Below are 17054 nucleotides of genomic sequence, written 5' to 3'. Positions count from 1 at the left end.
AGCGCGACGGCCATCCTGGTACGGATCACCGATCGTGAATCGTGCGTCGTGAGGAGACCGGCATGGCTTTCGCGCTCCACCCCGAACTCGTCCCCGCCATCGCACAGCGCATGGCGGCGGGACCACCGCCGCCGCCCGCGGACCGCGGCGACTGGCGGCGGCTGCGCGCCGAGGGGGAGGCGGGCCTCGCGGCCGCGGAAGCCGCGATGCCCGAATCCGCGGACGTCGGCCGACGGGAGTTCACCGCCGAATCCCACGACGGGCAGCGGGTGCCGCTGCGCTGGTACACCCCGCCGCACTCCGGCGAGGAGCCGGGCCGGCCCGGCCCGGCGGTGCTCTACCTGCACGGCGGCGGCATGATCCTGGGCTCCGTCCGGCTGTTCGACCGTACGGTGGCGGGGTACGTCGCCGAGAGCCGGGTGCCGATGCTGGCCGTGGACTACCGGCGCGCACCCGAACACCCCCACCCCGCCCCCGTCGAGGACTGCTGGGCGGGGCTGGCCTGGCTCGCCGAGCACGCGGCCGAACTCGGAGTCGACCCGGCGCGCATCGCCGTCATGGGGGACAGCGCCGGCGGCGGACTGGCCGCCGGGACGGCCCTGCTCGCCCGCGACCGCGGCGTGGAACTGGCCCGGCAGATCCTCGTCTACCCGATGCTCGACGACCGCAACACCCGCCCCGACCCCGTCCTCGCGCCCTTCACCGGCTGGAACTGGGACTACAACTACACGGGTTGGCACGCCCTGCTGGGCGACGCCGTCGGCGCCCCCGACGTGCCCTACGCCGCGGCCCCCGCCCGAGCCGACGACCTCACGGGGCTCCCCGCCACGTACATCGAGGTGGGCGAGCTGGACATCTTCCGCGACGAGTGCCTCGACTACGCCCGCCGCCTCACCGCCGCCGGGATCTCCACCGAACTGCACCTGCACCCCGGCTGCCCCCACGGCTTCGACCGCCTCGCCCCCGCCTCCGACATCGTGCGCCGCTCCCGCGCCGACCGCATCCGCACCCTGCGCGGCCTGTGACAGCACCGCTGTCGGCAGGCCGCGCAGGGGACCAGGCGCTCAGCCCTGGCGCGCGGGTTCCGTCCAGCGGAGGACCGCGCCGAGGCCGCCCGAGGGGACGTCGGCGGGGTCGTTGACCACGACGGCGTCCGCGCCGCTCGCCACCGCGGCGCGCACCAGGGCGTCGTCGGCGCGCGCCGACGACGGGCTCACCTCGCCCAGGTACTGGAGGTCCGAGGCGCGCACGCCCACCTGGTCGGGGTCCGGACCGACCCAGACCTCGCGGGCCGCGTCCGAGCCGTTGTGGCCCAGGATCAGCGTGGCGATGCGGTGTTCCCGCGCGGCCTCGACGAGGGCCGGGACGCCCGCCGCCGCGTACGGGGCGGTGCCGCCGACGGGCTCCGCGCCCGCGTGGAAGCGGTCCATGGCGGCGGCGGCCCGGTCGCGTTCGTAATCGGCGAGGACCTGGGCGAGGTCCCGCTCCAGGAGCGCGTTGTGCGCCGCGCCGGGCTCCCGGCCGCCGTGCTCGCTCTCGTACGCCACGGCCCGTACGGGCTCGGGGAGCTTGTCGTGTACGGCCCGGCGTTCGCGGACGTCGCCGGTCAGCAGCAGCACGCTGGCACCGCTTTCCTCGAACGCCTCGGCCGCGGCGTCGGCGATCTCGCCGGCGTTGTGCTCCCAGGTGTTCTCCACCCTGTTCTGGAAGTGGCGTTCGGACCAGTCGGCCGAGGCCGTGCGGTGGATCGGCCAGTCGGCGCCGCTGACGTGGCCGGCGTCGGAGCCGTCGCCGCCGCCGCTCCCGGCGGCGCGCAGCGCGAAGTCCGCCCCGGTGCGGTCCACGGAGACGACGAGGCAGACCGGCGCCTCGCCGACCGTCTCGACCAGGGGCGCGATCCGGGGCAGCGGGCCCCATTCCGCGAACGGCGCGGAGGGGGCGCCGGGGAGGGGCACATCGAGCACCACGTCACCGCCGGCAGCGAAGAGGGCACGCCCCGCCGACGCCGTCGTGCCCTCTTCGCCCGCTCCGGTCAGCCGGTCGTGGACCGCCCGCACCGTGGCGTCGTCCGCGCCCTGCTCGCGCAGTTCCGCGGCGGTGGCGCGGGCCGCCAGCTCCTGCCGCTTGTCCGCGTCCTCGGTGTTGTGCGTGGTGTCGACGTAGACCGACGCCCAGGGGCCCGGCCGGTCGCCGACGGGCTTGAGGAATGAGAGTTGCATGGCACTTCCTCCTCGGTATTTCGGGATGCGTGTTCCAGCGCCGTTGGCGCGTGTTCCGGCGTCCTTGCGGGTTCCCTTTCTCGATCCACTGCAACACATGTCTGTGGGAATGCCCACAGATCCCCTCCCGCCCCCGGAGCCGCCACGCGGATCCCGGCAGAAGTTGAAAGTCCACGGCACGCCTGTTAAGCCGGAGATGTGAGGAAGCCGGGCCCGTGGAACGTACGGATACCGGGCCGCGGCCGTTGCCGACAGGCGTATCGGGTATATGCGCCCGCACCCCAGGAGGCGGAAATGGCCATGCAGCACGGCGCGGACAAGACCGGTCCCGCGCGCGACGACATGATGAAGAAGCAATTGCGCGGCGAATTGAACGCCGACCGGTCACTGCGCACGGACGAGGAGCACGAACTCCAGCCCTCCGGAGAGGACCAGCCGGCCGTCGCCCGCGACCCCGCCGCCGAATCCGGCACCGGCGCCCCGGCCGGTACGGGCGTACCCCGCGGGATGACCGAACGGGACGTGTCCATCCGCTCCGACCTCGCCCGCCACCTCGGCCGCGGCATCTACCCGGCCGACCGCTCCGCCGTCCTGGAGTCCCTGCGCGAACACCACGCCCCGGACCGCCTGCTGGACCTGGCCGACCGGCTCCCCGACAGCGAGCGCTACGAGAACGTCCAGGCCGTCGCCGCCTCGCTCGGCCTCGGCACGGAGCACGGCCGTTCCTGACCACCGGCAGGACCTGACCACCTGCCGGGCCTGACCACCGGCAGGGCCGAGCCGCCCGACGGGCAGGGAAGGCCGGTCAGTTCACGCTGCGGATGATGTTCCAGTCCGGATCCGCGCGGTCGTCCTGATGCGCGTACGCGTCATGCGCCGGCCCGGCCGCGCCCCGTTGCGAGGACGCTTGCCCGCCGTCCTCGGGAGCCGCCGCGGCGGGCGCCTGCCGGGACCGGTCGGACGAATTGCGGTGGTCACCGTCGGACTCTGAGGCGGACACTCCTGCTCCTCTCGTATGCCGTGAGGCACTCGTCGTACGCCACGACGCGCCGGCTCGTGGCACTGTCCCGTGGCGCGGGGGCCCGCCGCTCGCCGGGGGCCTCCTCCCGCACCCGTCCGTCCCGAGTGCCCGCGTGGCTCACGGTGAAGCGTACGTACGCACGGCCGGCCCCGCACGCGGAGCGTCGCGGCTGGTCACCGCTGGGTGACCGGAGGCGGGAGAGCCCGCTTGCGGCCCCCGCGGGCCCGTCCGACATGCCGAGTGCCCCGCGGCCTGGTTGGCTGGGAGAGGTGTCGGGTCCGGCTCCCGGGGCACCCGTCGACGACCGGGCCCCGACCAGGCGGGGAACCGGCTGCGCGGCAGCACAGGCAACGACCCCGGAGGTGTCATGGATCTTCGTCACAGCCCGGTGGTCCGGGCCTGGCGGCGCTGGCGGCGCCCGCCCGACCTGCCCGTACCGCCGCACTCGCTGGACGTCGAGGACGTCAACCGCCGCTTTCTGATGTACGGAGTGGTGCCGCTGTGGTTCGTGCCCGCGGTGGCGGACTGGATCATGCATCGGCGCACCCGCATCGAGGACACCAGCGGCGTACGGGAATCGGCGCTGCACGCGCTGATGATGACGGAGGCAGGCGTCCCGGTGGCCATGGGCCTGCTCGCCAAGATCAATCCGCTTGTCCTGTCGGTCATGGGCGGCGCGGCGGCGGTGCACGGCGCCACCGCCCTGTGGGACGTGAGCCTGGCGACGGGCGAGCGGGAGGTGCGGCCGGTGGAACAGCACATCCACAGCTTCCTGGAGGTGCTGCCGCTGGCGGCGCTGGCGTTCACCTGCTGCCTCCACGCCGACCAGGTGCGCGCCCTGTCGCGCGGCGGCCCGGACGGTGACGACTGGAAGCTGCTCCCCAAGGACCGTCCCCTCCCGGCCCGCTACCTCGGCGGGCTCGCGGTGGCCATCGGCGCCTGCATCGCGCTGCCGTACGCGGAGGAGATGCGACGGTGCGTCAGGGCGGCCAGGAACACGTGAAACGCATTCCCGAAGCCGGACAGAGCCAGTCCGGGAAAGCCAGAGCGAGTCAGAACCAGGAGCGACATCATGCCCGCAGGTGCGAACAAGAAGCGCGAGCGTCAGTACGAGCACATCAAGGATCAGGCCGAGGAACGCGGCTCCTCCGAAAAGCGCGCGAAGGAAATCGCCTCGCGCACCGTGAACAAGGAGCGCGCCCGCACCGGCGAATCCAAAACGGCGAGCAAAACCTCGACCCGCGACCCCAAATCCGCCTCTCAACGCGGCGGCGAACGCTCGCACAAGGGCCCCGTGAGCCCGACCAAGGACCAGCTCTACGAGGAAGCGAAAAAGAAGAACATCGACGGCCGCTCCACCATGAACAAGGAACAGCTCCGCAAAGCCGTCGGCCGCTGAGCCGACGGCCCGATCGCCGGCGTGAAGCGAGGCACCACCAGCCGGCCCTTCTGGAGGAACAGCCATGCTGAATGCCATCGCAGCCGTCTTCCGCGCCATCGGCGGAGCCATCTCCTACGCCGTCATCGTGCCCTTCCGCGCCTTCGCCCGCCTCCTGCGCGGCGCCTCGGCCAGCGCCCGCGGCCGGCACTGACAACCGGTCGCCGGTGTGCGCCCGTACATCCGAGGCTCCGGCCGCCCCCAGCCGCACGGGTCCGGGGCCTAAGGGCGCGGTTCAGCCGCGCGCCGCCAGGGCGGCCAAGTCGTCGCCGAAGCCGCCGCGGGCGCGCGGGCGCAGCCGCCCCGACGTCGCGACGGGACAGTCCGGGGTCCGCAGGACGCGCCCGCCCCGGCGGACCAACTCGGCGACGAGCGCCTGGTCCTCGCCGAGCGGCAGCGGGGGGAAGCCGTCCGCGCGCACGTACGCCTCGGCGCTCACCCCCAGGTTCGCGCCGTGCACATGCGGATGGCGCCATGGGCCGTCCGGGGGCCTGGTGGCGTAGTAGAGCCGCTGGTGGCGCGCAGCCGCCCCGCGCGCCGCCGGTGACCGGGCGTCGACGGTCACAGTCCCCACCACCGCGTCCCACCCCTCCCGGCCGCGCGCCGCGTGGAAGGCGAGCCAGTCGGCGGGCACGGCGCTGTCGGCGTCCGTGGACGCCACCCAGACGCCCGCCGGCCCGCCCAGGACGTCCAGCGCGTGCGCGACGGCCGCCGCGCGGGCCAGGCCCACATTGCGGTAGTCCACGGGCAGGACGTGCGCGCCGGCCAGCCGCGCGATCGCCGCGGTGGCGTCCCGGCACCTGTCGGCGGCCACCACGGTGACCACGCGCACCCCGGTCGGCGCGGCGTGCCCGCGGGCGGCGTCGAGGGCGGTCAGCGCGCGGGGCAGCAGGGCCTCCTCGTCGTGCGCCGGTACGACGACGGCGATGGCGCGCGGTCTCACACCAGGCCCTCGCGGGCGGCGGGGGACGGCGGGGCGGAGCCGTCCGGGAGCCGCCGGTTGAGCGTCTGGAGGACGAAGTCCTCCTCGAAGTGCTCGCCCGTCACGGCCAGGCTCGGTACGGACGCGAGGACGCTGGCCAGCTCGGCGCCGGTACGGACGTGTTCGGCCACCCGGTGGTTCCAGTGGACGGCGACGACCGTGCCGCCCGGCTCCAGCGCGTCGACGGTGCGGGTCAGCAACCGGTCCAGGGTCTCGGTGTCGAAGTAGTAGAGCAGTTCGGAGAGCACGATGAGATCGAAGTCGCCCTCGGGCCACTCCTCGGGCACGGTGAGGCGGCGCACCTCGACGTTGGGGAGGTCGCGCGTACGGCGGGCCGCGCTCTCCACGGCCGCCGGAACCCGGTCGCAGGCCAGCAGGGAATCGCACCGCTCCGCCAGCCGCGACGTCAACTCCCCGACGGAGCAAGCGGGTTCGAAGGCGCGACGGTAGCAGCGCCGGGGCAGGGAGGCGACGGTCAGCTCGTACTTGCGGTGTTCGTACCAGAGCTCCGCCAAGTGCCAGGGGTCGGCCGCGTCCCGGTACTGGGCCTCGAAATACGAGGCCGGTGTGGAGGGGGTGGACGGTGTGCTCACGGGAAAACGACCTCCACGTCACGCAGATGGTGTGCGATCTCCTCCGGCGGAAGGATCGCCGCCTCCTCCGGCGCGGGCCCGAGGGGCTCGGTCTGGCTGACGAACCGGGCGACGGCCGCCGCCTTGCGCCGCCGCGCCTCCGGGGGAAGGACGATGCGCGCCGCCTCCCCCCAGGGGACCCGGGGATCGCCGGGGCGCGCCCAGTGCCACAGCCACACCGGGTAGAGCAGGCAGCGCACGCCGGCCTCGGCCGCCGCGGCGCGGGCCGCGCGGCCCGCCGCCTCGTGGTCGCCGTGCACATCGCCGGTCCACGGCGCGGCCAGCAGCGCGGCGCCCCGCAGCAGCGGCGCGAGCGCCCGCGTCACAGCCCGCTCGTGGCGGGCGACTCGGGTGTCGGGGACGCCGAGCCGGACGATCTCCGCTTCCGGCGCGCCGAGTTCGCCCAGGGCCGCCCGCCGTTCCGCGGCGCGGCGCTCGGCCAGGGCCGCCGGGGTCACCACGCGGCTGTCCGGATGCGAGCCCTCGCCGTCGGTGACGGAGACGACCGTGAGCGCCGAACCGGCCCCGGCCAGCAGGGACATCGCCCCGCCGAAGCCGAGCACCTCGTCGTCCGGATGGGCCGCCGCCACCACGACGCGGCCCCGGCGCGGCAGCCGCGCCTCGGGCAGCGCCGCCCAGCCCGGCCAGGACCGCCACACGCTCTCCTCGGTGCCGGGGGCTTGGAGCGGATCGGCGTACCGGGAGCGGGGGCCGCTCACCGGTCCGCTCCCGGCCGGGCGAGCAGCGCGCCGAGCGCCGCGAGATCGCGTTCGCCGTGGTGCTGGCGGAGATAGACGGCCAGGTCGGCGGCGGCTCGGGCGTGCCGCGGGTCGTGGCAGAGCGGACCGGCGCCGGTGGCCCGCCCCACGCGGGCGAGCACGTCGGCGCAGACGGACTCCACGAAGGCCCGCACCCGCATGCCGCGCTCGCGGGCCCCGTGCCGCTCGTCCCGCGGGTCGCCGTCGATCTCCTCGGCGGCCTGCCGCAGGACCGCTTCCGCCGCGTGCAACTGGACGTCCACCGCCCCGAGGTGAGCGTCGGTGTGCGGGTCGGCATGCCGCTCGGCGGCGCGGCGCAGGGCCGCCGCCACGGCCAGGGCACCGCCGTACCAGCAGGCGGCCACGCCGATGCCGCCGTGCTGGAAGCCGGGCCGCCGCACGTAGGACTCGACGCCGCCGACGGCGGCGCCGGGCACTTCGGAGAACGTCACGTCGGGGGTGTCGCTGCCGGCCATGCCGATGGCCTGCCAGGTGCCGGGCACCGGCTCGCAGCCGGTGCCCGTACGGACGGCGAAGAGCCGCCGCCCGTCCGGGGCCCGCGCCGTGACCAGGGCGTGCGTGCAGCTGTGCGCGCCCGAGCAGTACTGCTTGAGCCCGGACAGCAGCCAGCCGTTTGCCGTGCGGACGGCCGTCAGCCCCGCTCCGGGCGGCTCCGCGGCCCATACGCCCCACCGCTGTCCCGGCGCGGGCGCCGGCCCGCCGAGCTCCGCGAGGATCGCGAGGGCGTCCACATGCCCCTCGACCAGCCGCGCCAGCGAGAGATCCTCCTCCGCGACCGCCCGCAGCGACGCGAGGCGGCGCCCGGTCCGGCCGGAGCCGGGCAGCGGGAACTCCAGCCGTCCCGCGGCGATGAGGTCGGCGACGGCGGCGAACCGTGCGGCCGTCGCCCGCCGCGCCTCCTTCGGCGCGCCGCCGTCCGCCGCCCGGTCAGCGGGCCCGTTCTCCCGGCGTGACGGCGGAGAAACGGTGACATCGGCCATGCGCACACTCCCGGTCGGCTGCCTGGTCCCCCTCCACTCTGGTGCCTCCGCGCCCCGCCCGCCTCCCGGCGCCCGCCGTTCGACCGGCGGGCCGCCGCGAGGCGAGGGCGGAGCGGAAGACCGGGGGAGGGTACGGGCGTACGGGCGGGCCGGCCCCTCAGGAGGCGGTCGCCGCCCGGCGCCGTACGCACAGGTGCTGCACCGTGAGAGTCACCGCCAGACAGAGGTAGAGCGTCGAAAGGCCGAGCATCCCGACGCCCGTGGTGTGGTCGATCCACCGGTCCATGCCGATGTGGACCGCCATCGAGACGAACCACAGCACCGCGGTGGCCACCGTGCCCCGGCGCAGCGCCCGGCCCTCCGCCGCGTGCCACACCCGCACCGTGCGGGCCCGCGCCGCCCCGAACCCCGCCGAGACGGCGAGGCTCGCCGCCGTGAGGGCGATGGTCGCGGCGCCCAGCGGGTGGTACTGCACCACGGAGGCCACGCCGAAGGCGAGCGCGGCGATCCCGAGCAGCCCCAGCACCCCCAGCAGAATCACCGGGCCCCTTCCGTGCACCGGCCGCGTACCCAGCTGTCGGCGCAGCACCAGCACGACGATCACGAGCCCGATGACGATGCCGCCGTTGTCCATGGCCGAAGCCGCCCCCCCGTAGCGCCGGCCCACGACGTCACGCCGGCCGGCGGCTGGTCACACGGGTGCGGCAAGTAGACCGATATACGTATCAGATCGCGTCGTCGGGGATGTCCTCGGGGATGACGGTGGCCGTGCCGGAGACGTGGGAGCGGGGGTCGCCCGCGCGGAGCTCCACGGTGAGCAGCCCCGGACGGCCCAGGTCGTGCCCCTGGTGGAGCGTGAGCGTCGCGGGCGGCGCGACCAGGCCCAGTTCGCGGACGTACGCGCCGAACGCGGCCGCCGCCGCACCGGTCGCCGGGTCCTCCACCACGCCGCCCACCGGGAACGGGTCGCGGACGTGGAAGACATGCCCGTCGCCGGGCTCCCGCCACACCAGATGGAGCGTCGTGAGGTCGAGACGGCGCATCAGCGCCGCCAGCCGGTCGAAGTCGTAGTCCAGATCGGCCAGGCGCTCGCGGGTGGCGGCGGCCAGGATCAGATGGTGCGCCCCGGCGAACGCGATCCGCGGCGGAAGGCCCGGATCCAGGTCCTCGCGGGCCCAGCCGAGAGCGGCGAGCGCCTCGTCCAGGTCTTCCGGAGCGGCCTCCCGCACCCGCGGTTCCACGCTCGTGAGCGTGGCCCGCAGCACTCCGTCCGCCGACTCCACGGAGACCGGCACCACCCCGGCCGGGGTGGCGAAGACCAGGTCGCCGGGGCCGATCCGCTCCGCGAGCGCCACGGCCGAGGCGATGGTCGCGTGCCCGCAGAAGGAGACCTCGGCGAGCGGGCTGAAGTAGCGGATCGTGAACGAACGGCCGGAGGTGTCCGCCGACCTCTTCGGCGGCGGGGTGAGGAACGCGGTCTCGGAGTAGCCCAGCCCGGCGGCGATGTCCAGCATCGCGGCGTCGTCGAGGCCGGACGCGTCCGGGACGACCCCGGCCGGGTTCCCGCCGGCGGGGTCGTCGGAGAAAGCGGCGTAGCGCAGAACCCGCGGATCGCTCGTGACAGCGCTCGTACCAGCGCGTGTGGCAGCCATGACGACGGAACCCCGGTGGGGAACGGGGGTATTCCCTCCGGTCCCGCCGACCGGGCGGTTCCGGCCGGGCCCCGCGCGGCCCGACAGGCCGGTTCCGTACGGGCCGCACACCGGCCCGTAAGCGCGACGCCGCCCGTCCGCCGGCCCGTAAGCGCGACGCCGCCTGCCCGCCGGCCCATAAGCGCCACGCCGCCCGCCCCTCCCTCAGCCCTCCAGCCCCGCGTCCCTCGCCAGCAGCGCCGCCTGCACGCGGTTCTCGCACTCCAGCTTCGTCAGGATGCGGCTCACGTACGTCTTGACGGTGGCCTCGCTCATGTGGATGCGGCGGGCCGCCGCCGCGTTGGACAGCCCCTGGGCCAGCAGCGCCAGGACCTCCCGCTCGCGGTCGGTCAGGGTGGCGAGCCGGTTCCGCGCCGCCTCGGCACGGCGGCCGGTGTCGCCCGCGGCCAGGGAGTCCACGACGTGCCGGGTGGCCGCGGGCGACAGATAGGCGTCGCCGGCCGCGGCGGCCCGTACCGCGCCGATCAGCTCCGCCGGCGCCGAGTCCTTCAGCAGGAAGCCCGCGCTCCCTCCCGACAGGGCCCGCAGCACGTTCTCCTGCTCACCGAACGTCGTCAGGATCAGCACCCGCGCGTCGGGCCGGGACCGGCGCAGTTCGGCCAGGGCCGTCAGCCCGTCCATGACCGGCATCTGGATGTCGAGGAGCACGACGTCCGCGCGGTGCGCCCGGGCCAGCTCCACCGCGTCCCGGCCGTCGCCCGCCTCCGCGACGACGTCGATGTCGTCGGCGGAGGTGAGGATCATCCGGATACCGGCTCGGATGAGCGGTTCGTCATCGGCGATGAGGACCCTGATCACTACTCTCCTGCTGGCCTGAGCGGTCGGTCGTACACATGCGGCGCGCGGCTGCCGGGACATCATCCCCGACCGGGCCGCCCGCCCGGCCCACCGGCCCCGGGGACGGCGTACGGCCCGGGCCCGGCCGCTACGACTTGACCAGGAACCTCTTCTTCTCGACCAGCCGCCCGTCCTTGAAGCAGAACCGGAAGACGAAGTCCTCGTTGATGTCGTCCGTGTCCTCGCTGGACAGCAGGCTCAGGCACGCGGCCCCCGCCGGCTTCGGCGGAGCGCCCTTGCCCAGCCCCTCGGTCAGGAAGGACTTGCCGTCGGGCAGCCGGTCGCGCACCGACTTCTCGGACTGCCCCACCTTGATCGCGTCGTACTGATCCGGCTCTATCATGCTCCGCTGCACGACGTCCCAGAGCTTGATCCCCCCGGCGACGAGGGCGGCCACGACGACCAGCGCCACGACCGCGCACCCCAGGGCGCAGCCCCCGCGCCGCTTGTTTCTGCTCACTGCTTTCGCCAGCTCCTTGGGCAGGCCGTTCCCTTCGATGACCGGATCACTGTCACCGTGGGAGCCCGTCCGGATCTGCCGCCGAAGGTCGTCGGCCGAGTCGACGAACGTCGCCGGCCGCGGGCCCGGCGCGGGCGCGTCCGGCCCGGCCGGGGCGTACGGCAGCACCCCCGCCAGCCGGAACCCGCCGTCCGCCGTCGGACCGGCGTGCACCATGCCGCCGACCAGCCGGGTCCGCTCGCCGAGCCCGGTCAGCCCCTGGCCGCCGCTGACCGCGGCCCGCCCGGCCCCGGCCGGCGCCGGGCCGTTGACGACCTCCACGACCAGCGAGTCCGCGTCGTAGTGCAGGGCGAGTTCGATCGGCGCGCCCGGCGCGTGCTTGTGCGCGTTGGTCAGCCCCTCCTGCGCGACGCGGTACGCGGCGTGGTCGGCGGCCGGGGTGAGGGGGCGCGGTTCCCCGGCGCGGCGCAGGACCACGCTCGTGCCGGCGGCGCGGGAGGACCGCGCCAGGGCCTCGATGCCGTCCACGACGCCCGCGGCGGGGCCCGGTTCCTGCTGCGGGTCGGGGGCCTGGGTGCCGTCCCGCAGCAGCCCCACCACCTCGCGCAGTTCGCGCATCGCGGTCACGGACGCCTCCCGCAGGACGCCGACGGCCTCCCGCTGCCGCCCCGTCAGCTCGCTGTCGACCTCCAGCGCTCCGGTGTGCACGGAGATCAGCGCGAGCTGGTGGCCGAGGCTGTCGTGCATGTCCTGCGCGATGCGCTGGCGCTCCCGCAGCCGGGCCTGACCGGCGATCATCTCGCGTTCGCGCAGCAGCTGGGCGTTGTAGTCGCGCAGCGTGTCCAGCAGCGTGTGGCGCTGCGACGAGTAGCGGCTGATCAGGCCGGGCAGCAGCACCAAGGCCAGCATCAGCAGGGCGCCGAAGACCACGGACGACAGGAGGACGCGGGGGAGGTCCTGCGCCAGCGACACGGCGACGCTCAGCACGTACGCGGAGGCGAAGACGGCGGTGGCCCGGCCGTGTGCGGCGATCCGCTTCCCCGCCGACCAGGCGGCGGCGGGCACCAGCGGGAGCAGGCCCGGAAGCACGATCCCGCCGACGGCGGTCAGCAGCAGCACCGTCGCGGGCAGCACCCGGCGCAGCGGCGACAGCAGCGCCACGGCGACCGCTACCACGATGGTCCGCGGCGCGTCGCCGGCCGTGTCCTCCAGCGCCAGCGACAGCAGTCCCAGCACCGCGCTCAGCAGCGTCTCGCCGATGATCCGGCCGACGGGCCACATGCCGGGCGCGAAGAGCCGCCGGAACGCCTCGGCCAGCCGCCGCGGCGCCCGGCGCAGTTCGTCCACCACGCTTCCCCCGGTTCCCCCGTTGTTCACAAGTCTCACGCGACCACGGTAGACAGCTCACTTCACGGCCGCAGTCACCGTTGGTAGCGGCCCGCCACGACGAAAGTCGCGCGGCCGCGCGGGACGGAAGTGGGACGGAAGGGCACAGTCCGGAACGTGTACGCGCCCTCACAGGGAGTCGCAAGGCGGGCTGGTTAGGGTGGGGCATGGCCCGGCGCCGGCGGAATCGATGCCGTCAGGTGTCGTCCGGACTGCTGCGCACAGCCTCCCACCTGCGATAGGACTGGTGCATGGTGAAGATCCTCATCTCCGCGGACATGGAGGGCGCCACCGGGGTCACCTGGCCGGCCGATGTGCTGCCGGGCGCCTCGCAGTGGGAGCGCTGCCGGCATCTGTTCACCTCGGACGTGAGCGCGGCCGTGGCCGGGTTCTTCGCCGGGGGCGCCGACGAGGTGCTGGTCAACGAGGCGCACTGGTCCATGCGCAACCTCCTGGTCGAGGAGCTCGACGAGCGGGCCCAACTGCTCGTCGGCAAGCACAAGACCCTGAGCATGGTCGAGGGCGTGCAACACGGCGACGTGGACGGCATCGCCTTCGTCGGCTACCACACCGGGGCCGGCACGGCAGGCGTCCTCGCCCACACCTACCTCGCCAACTCCATCACCGGCGTCTGGGCGGACGGCGCGCGGGCCAGCGAGGGGTTGCTGAACTCCCTGGTCGTCGCCGAATACGGTGTGCCCGTGGTGCTGGTGACGGGCGACGACCTGACGTGCGAGGACGCCAAGGGCTATGCGCCGCGCGCCCGTTCGGTCGCGGTGAAGGACTACGTGTCGCGGTACGCGGCGGTCTGCCGCACCCCGGCGCGTACCGCGTCCGACATCAGGGCCGCGGCGCGGGAGGCCGTGCCCCTGGCGCGGCGGCACGAACCGGTGCAGGCCGGGCCGCACACCGTGGAGATCGAGTTCGACGCCGAACACCTGGCGGGCGCCGCGACCGTGGTGCCCGGCGTGGAGATCACCGGCGAGCGCCGCGTCGCCTACACCACGACGACCATGTACGAGGGCATCCGCGCGTTCAAGGCGGTCACCACCGTCGTGTCGGCCGCGGTGGAGGAGCAGTATGGCTGAGGAGTCCCTGAGCGACGGCAAGGACGGCAAGGGCGGCGAAGACGCCGGCGACGACCGGGTGGACAGAGCGGCGCTCGACGAGGTCGTCCGCTTCACCAGCGAGCTGATCCGCATCGACACCACCAACCGGGGCGGCGGCGACTGCCGGGAGCGGCCCGCCGCCGAATACGTCGCCGAGCGCCTCGCCGACGCCGGCATCGAACCGACGCTGCTGGAGCGGGAGCCCGGCCGTACGAACGTGGTCGCCCGCATCCCCGGAGCCGACCCCGGCGCGGACGCGCTGCTCGTCCACGGCCATCTCGACGTGGTCCCCGCCGAGCCCGCCGACTGGAGCGTGCACCCCTTCTCCGGCGAGATCCGCGACGGCGTGGTCTGGGGGCGCGGCGCGATCGACATGAAGAACATGGACGCGATGGTGCTGGCCGCCGTACGGGCCTGGGCGCGGGCCGGGGTCCGGCCGCCGCGCGACATCGTGCTGGCCTTCACCGCCGACGAGGAGGACAGCGCCGACGTCGGCTCCGGCTTCCTCGCCGAGGAGCACGCGGACCTCTTCGAGGGCTGCACGGAGGGCGTCAGCGAGTCCGGCGCCTTCACCTTCCACGCGGGCGGCGGGCTGCGGCTCTACCCGGTGGGGGCGGGGGAGCGCGGCACCGGCTGGCTCAGGCTCACCGCGCGCGGCACCGCGGGCCACGGCTCCAAGGTGAACCCGGACAACGCCGTCAGCAACCTCGCGGCGGCCGTCGCCCGGATCGCCGACCACCAGTGGCCCGTCCGCCTCACCCCGACCGTACGGGCCGCGCTCACCGAACTGGCGGCGCTGCACGGCATCGAGGCCGACCTGGACGCCGCCGACTTCGACGTCGACGAACTGCTCGGCAAGCTGGGCCCCGCCGCCGCGCTCGTCGCCCCGACGGTCCGCAACAGCGCCAACCCGACCATGCTCGACGCCGGATACAAGATCAACGTCATTCCGGGCACCGCCGTCGGACACGTCGACGGACGGATGGTGCCGGGCGGCGAGGAGGAGTTCCACGCCACCCTCGACCGGCTCACCGGCCCGGACGTGCACTGGGAGTTCCAGCACCGGGAGGTGCCGCTCCAGGCGCCCGTGGACTCCCCGACGTTCGCCGCCATGCGGGCCGCGATCGAGAAGTTCGACCCGACCGGGCACCCGGTGCCGTACTGCATGTCCGGCGGCACGGACGCCAAGCAGTTCTCCCGGCTGGGCATCACCGGCTACGGCTTCTCGCCGCTCAAACTGCCCGCCGGCTTCGACTACCAGGCGCTCTTCCACGGCGTGGACGAGCGGGTGCCCGTCGAAGCGCTGCACTTCGGCGTCCGCGTGCTCGACGACTTCCTGATGCGGGCGAACCGCCCGGCCCGCACCGCGGCCCCGTCCCGCCCGAGCCGCGTCGCGGCCCGGTGACAGCGCGCCCGAGCCCCGCCGAAGCCTCTTCGGCGGGCATATCCGACCCGCACCTTCCCTCGTCCACAGGAGGCTCAGCCATCATGACGACCACGGCGCCCTACGGAGCCTGGCCCTCCCCGATCGACGCCGCGCTCGCCGCCTCGCGGGACGGCCGGCCCGGCTTCCTGGGCACGGTCGGCGACGAGGTGTGGTGGATCGCGCCCCGCCCCGAGGAGGGCGGCCGGCGCGCCCTGATGCGGCTGCGCGCCGACGGCGTCGAGGAGACGCCGCTGGCCGCGCCGTGGAACGTCCGCACCCGGGTCATCGAGTACGGCGGCCAGCCGTGGGCGGGCGCGGCGCGCGAGGCGGGCGGCCCGCTGATCGTCTTCAGCGACTTCGCCGACCAGCGGCTGTACGCGTACGAGCCGGACGGCCCGGACGGCGCCCCGCCCCGCCCCCTGACGCCCGTCTCGGCCGTCGGCGGCGGGCTGCGCTGGGCGGACCCCGTCGTCCACCTGGACCGGGGCGAAGTCTGGTGCGTACTGGAGGAGTTCACCGGCGAGGGCCCGACCGACGTGCGCCGCGTCATCGTGGCCGTACCGCTGGACGGAACGGCCGCCGAGGACCGGGAGGCCGTCCGCGAACTGACCCACGACCGGCACCGGTTCGTGACCGGCCCCCGGCTCTCGCCCGACGGGCGGCAGGCGGCCTGGCTCGCCTGGGACCACCCGCGGATGCCCTGGGACGGCACGGAACTGCGCGTCGCGGAGACCGCCGCCGACGGCGGGCTCACGGGCGCGCGCACCGTACTCGGCGGACCCGGCGAGGCAGTCGCCCAGGCCGAATGGGCGGCGAACGGCACGCTGCTGGCGGCCACCGACCGTACCGGCTGGTGGAACCTGCACGCGGTGGACCCGGCCACCTGCCGGGCCACGCCCCTCTGCCCGCGCGACGAGGAGTTCGCGGGCCCCCTGTGGATGATCGGCCAGCGCTGGTTCGCACCGCTGGAGAACGGCACCGTCGCCGTCGTCCACGGCCGCGGCACCACCTCGCTCGGCATACTCGACCCCGAGAGCGGCGAACTCGTCGACGCGGCCGGCCCCTGGACGGAGTGGGCCCCCACACTGGCGGTCCACGGCACCCGCGTCTTCGGCGTCGCGGGCAGCCCCCGCACCGCCTACGAGGTGGTGGAGCTCGACACCTGCACGGGCCGCAGCCGCGTCGCCGCCGCCGCGCATACCGACCCCGTGGACCCCGCCTACTACCCCGAGCCGCTGATCCGCGTCTTCACCGGCCCGGACGGCCGGGACATCCACGCCCACGTCCACCCGCCGCACAGCCCCGACCACACGGGCCCCTTCGACGAGCTGCCGCCCTACGTGGTGTGGGCCCACGGCGGCCCCACCAGCCGCGTCCCGCTCGTACTCGACCTGGAGACCGCCTACTTCACCTCCCGCGGCATCGGGGTCGTGGAGGTGAACTACGGCGGCTCGACGGGGTACGGGCGCGACTACCGCAACCGGCTGCGCGAGAGCTGGGGCGTCGTCGACGTCGAGGACTGCGCCGCCGTCGCCGAGGCGCTCGCCGACGAGGGCACCGCCGACCGGGCGCGGCTCGCCATCCGCGGCGGCAGCGCGGGCGGCTGGACCACGGCCGCCTCGCTCACCTCGACCGACCTCTACGCCTGCGGAACCATCAGCTTCCCGGTCCTCGACCTCGTCGGCTGGGCAGCCGACGGCACCCACGACTTCGAGTCCCAGTACCTCCACACCCTCATCGGCCCGCTCGCCGAGGTGCCGGACCGCTACCGCGACCGCTCACCCCTGCACCGCGCCGCGCGCCTCTCCTCGCCCTTCCTGCTCCTCCAGGGCCTGGACGACCCGATCTGCCCGCCGGCGCAGTGCGAGCGCTTCCTCGAAGCGCTCAAGGGCCGCGGCGTCCCGCACGCCTACCTCGCCTTCGAGGGCGAGGGCCACGGCTTCCGCCGCGCCGACTCCATGATCCGCGCGCTGGAGGCCGAGTTCTCGCTGTACGCGCAGACCTTCGGCTTCGCCGCCGAGGGCGTACCGGAGCTGCGGCTCGCCGAGTGAGCGGGGGGCGGTGCCCCTGACG

At 74.8% G+C, this 17054-nt stretch carries 18 protein-coding genes; 8 read left to right on the top strand and 10 right to left on the bottom strand.

Annotated features, from left to right (window positions below; translation table 11 throughout):
* The first annotated feature begins 62 nt into the window (after positions 1-62).
* Entirely contained in the window at positions 63-1025 is a 963-nt protein-coding gene (locus AB0I49_RS19970) for an alpha/beta hydrolase (RefSeq protein ID WP_363228322.1), read from the top strand.
* Between the two features lie 39 nt (positions 1026-1064).
* On the opposite strand, the gene AB0I49_RS19965 is transcribed toward AB0I49_RS19970, so the two are convergent.
* Positions 1065-2219, bottom strand: a complete 1155-nt coding sequence (locus AB0I49_RS19965; protein ID WP_363228321.1) for a Vms1/Ankzf1 family peptidyl-tRNA hydrolase — start codon at positions 2217-2219, stop codon at positions 1065-1067.
* A gap of 294 nt (positions 2220-2513) precedes the next feature.
* Here AB0I49_RS19965 and AB0I49_RS19960 point away from each other — a divergent pair, with 294 nt between their 5' ends.
* A complete protein-coding gene (locus AB0I49_RS19960) occupies positions 2514-2948 on the top strand; it encodes a DUF2795 domain-containing protein (protein WP_363228320.1) in 435 nt (144 codons plus the stop codon).
* 76 nt (positions 2949-3024) lie between these two features.
* On the opposite strand, the gene AB0I49_RS19955 is transcribed toward AB0I49_RS19960, so the two are convergent.
* The gene (locus AB0I49_RS19955; protein ID WP_363228319.1) at positions 3025-3219 is read right to left on the bottom strand and encodes a hypothetical protein; all 195 of its coding nucleotides are present in this window, start codon (positions 3217-3219) and stop codon (positions 3025-3027) included.
* A gap of 388 nt (positions 3220-3607) precedes the next feature.
* On the opposite strand from AB0I49_RS19955, the gene AB0I49_RS19950 reads away from it, so the two are divergent.
* From AB0I49_RS19950 to AB0I49_RS19940, 3 genes are all read left to right on the top strand, one after another.
* Positions 3608-4243 carry a diguanylate cyclase gene (locus tag AB0I49_RS19950; protein ID WP_363228318.1) on the top strand — a complete coding sequence of 212 codons (636 nt, stop codon included), beginning with the start codon at positions 3608-3610 and terminating at the stop codon, positions 4241-4243.
* A gap of 69 nt (positions 4244-4312) precedes the next feature.
* The gene (locus AB0I49_RS19945) at positions 4313-4639 is read left to right on the top strand and encodes a plasmid stabilization protein (protein WP_363228317.1); all 327 of its coding nucleotides are present in this window, start codon (positions 4313-4315) and stop codon (positions 4637-4639) included.
* 64 nt (positions 4640-4703) lie between these two features.
* Positions 4704-4832: an LPFR motif small protein gene (locus tag AB0I49_RS19940; protein ID WP_363228316.1), complete on the top strand. Its 129-nt coding sequence runs from the start codon at positions 4704-4706 to the stop codon at positions 4830-4832.
* 81 nt (positions 4833-4913) lie between these two features.
* Here the strand turns inward: AB0I49_RS19940 and AB0I49_RS19935 are convergent, their stop codons facing one another.
* From AB0I49_RS19935 to AB0I49_RS19900, 8 genes are all read right to left on the bottom strand, one after another.
* The gene (locus AB0I49_RS19935; protein ID WP_363228315.1) at positions 4914-5621 is read right to left on the bottom strand and encodes a glycosyltransferase; all 708 of its coding nucleotides are present in this window, start codon (positions 5619-5621) and stop codon (positions 4914-4916) included.
* Entirely contained in the window at positions 5618-6253 is a 636-nt protein-coding gene (locus AB0I49_RS19930; protein ID WP_363228314.1) for an SAM-dependent methyltransferase, read from the bottom strand. Before AB0I49_RS19930 ends, AB0I49_RS19935 begins: the two co-directional genes overlap by 4 nt.
* Positions 6250-7011 carry a PIG-L family deacetylase gene (locus tag AB0I49_RS19925; protein ID WP_363228313.1) on the bottom strand — a complete coding sequence of 254 codons (762 nt, stop codon included), beginning with the start codon at positions 7009-7011 and terminating at the stop codon, positions 6250-6252. The genes AB0I49_RS19930 and AB0I49_RS19925 overlap by 4 nt, the downstream gene beginning before the upstream one ends.
* The gene (locus AB0I49_RS19920; RefSeq protein WP_363228312.1) at positions 7008-8051 is read right to left on the bottom strand and encodes an acyl-CoA dehydrogenase; all 1044 of its coding nucleotides are present in this window, start codon (positions 8049-8051) and stop codon (positions 7008-7010) included. Before AB0I49_RS19920 ends, AB0I49_RS19925 begins: the two co-directional genes overlap by 4 nt.
* A gap of 157 nt (positions 8052-8208) precedes the next feature.
* On the bottom strand, positions 8209-8685 hold the full coding sequence (locus tag AB0I49_RS19915) for a hypothetical protein (RefSeq protein ID WP_363228311.1): 477 nt from the start codon (positions 8683-8685) through the stop codon (positions 8209-8211).
* Positions 8686-8776: 91 nt separating this feature from the next.
* Positions 8777-9703: a PhzF family phenazine biosynthesis isomerase gene (locus AB0I49_RS19910; protein WP_363228310.1), complete on the bottom strand. Its 927-nt coding sequence runs from the start codon at positions 9701-9703 to the stop codon at positions 8777-8779.
* 204 nt (positions 9704-9907) lie between these two features.
* Positions 9908-10561: a response regulator transcription factor gene (locus AB0I49_RS19905; protein WP_363228309.1), complete on the bottom strand. Its 654-nt coding sequence runs from the start codon at positions 10559-10561 to the stop codon at positions 9908-9910.
* Positions 10562-10688: 127 nt separating this feature from the next.
* Positions 10689-12446, bottom strand: coding sequence for a histidine kinase (locus tag AB0I49_RS19900; RefSeq protein ID WP_363228308.1), 1758 nt, complete (start codon positions 12444-12446; stop codon positions 10689-10691).
* Between the two features lie 254 nt (positions 12447-12700).
* Here AB0I49_RS19900 and AB0I49_RS19895 point away from each other — a divergent pair, with 254 nt between their 5' ends.
* The 3 genes from AB0I49_RS19895 to AB0I49_RS19885 all read left to right on the top strand — a co-directional run bounded on the left by AB0I49_RS19895 (position 12701) and on the right by AB0I49_RS19885 (position 17032).
* Positions 12701-13534 (top strand): M55 family metallopeptidase, encoded by an 834-nt coding sequence (locus AB0I49_RS19895; RefSeq protein WP_363228418.1) that lies wholly within the window; start codon positions 12701-12703, stop codon positions 13532-13534.
* Positions 13527-14960, top strand: coding sequence for a M20/M25/M40 family metallo-hydrolase (locus tag AB0I49_RS19890; protein ID WP_363228307.1), 1434 nt, complete (start codon positions 13527-13529; stop codon positions 14958-14960). The genes AB0I49_RS19895 and AB0I49_RS19890 overlap by 8 nt, the downstream gene beginning before the upstream one ends.
* Positions 14961-15043: 83 nt before the next feature.
* A complete protein-coding gene (locus AB0I49_RS19885) occupies positions 15044-17032 on the top strand; it encodes a prolyl oligopeptidase family serine peptidase (RefSeq protein ID WP_363228306.1) in 1989 nt (662 codons plus the stop codon).
* Positions 17033-17054 lie beyond the last annotated feature (22 nt).

The sequence above is a fragment of the Streptomyces sp. NPDC050617 genome (assembly GCF_040654795.1).
Classification (GTDB): domain Bacteria; phylum Actinomycetota; class Actinomycetes; order Streptomycetales; family Streptomycetaceae; genus Streptomyces.
This window is presented reverse-complemented; position numbering and strand designations above follow the sequence as displayed.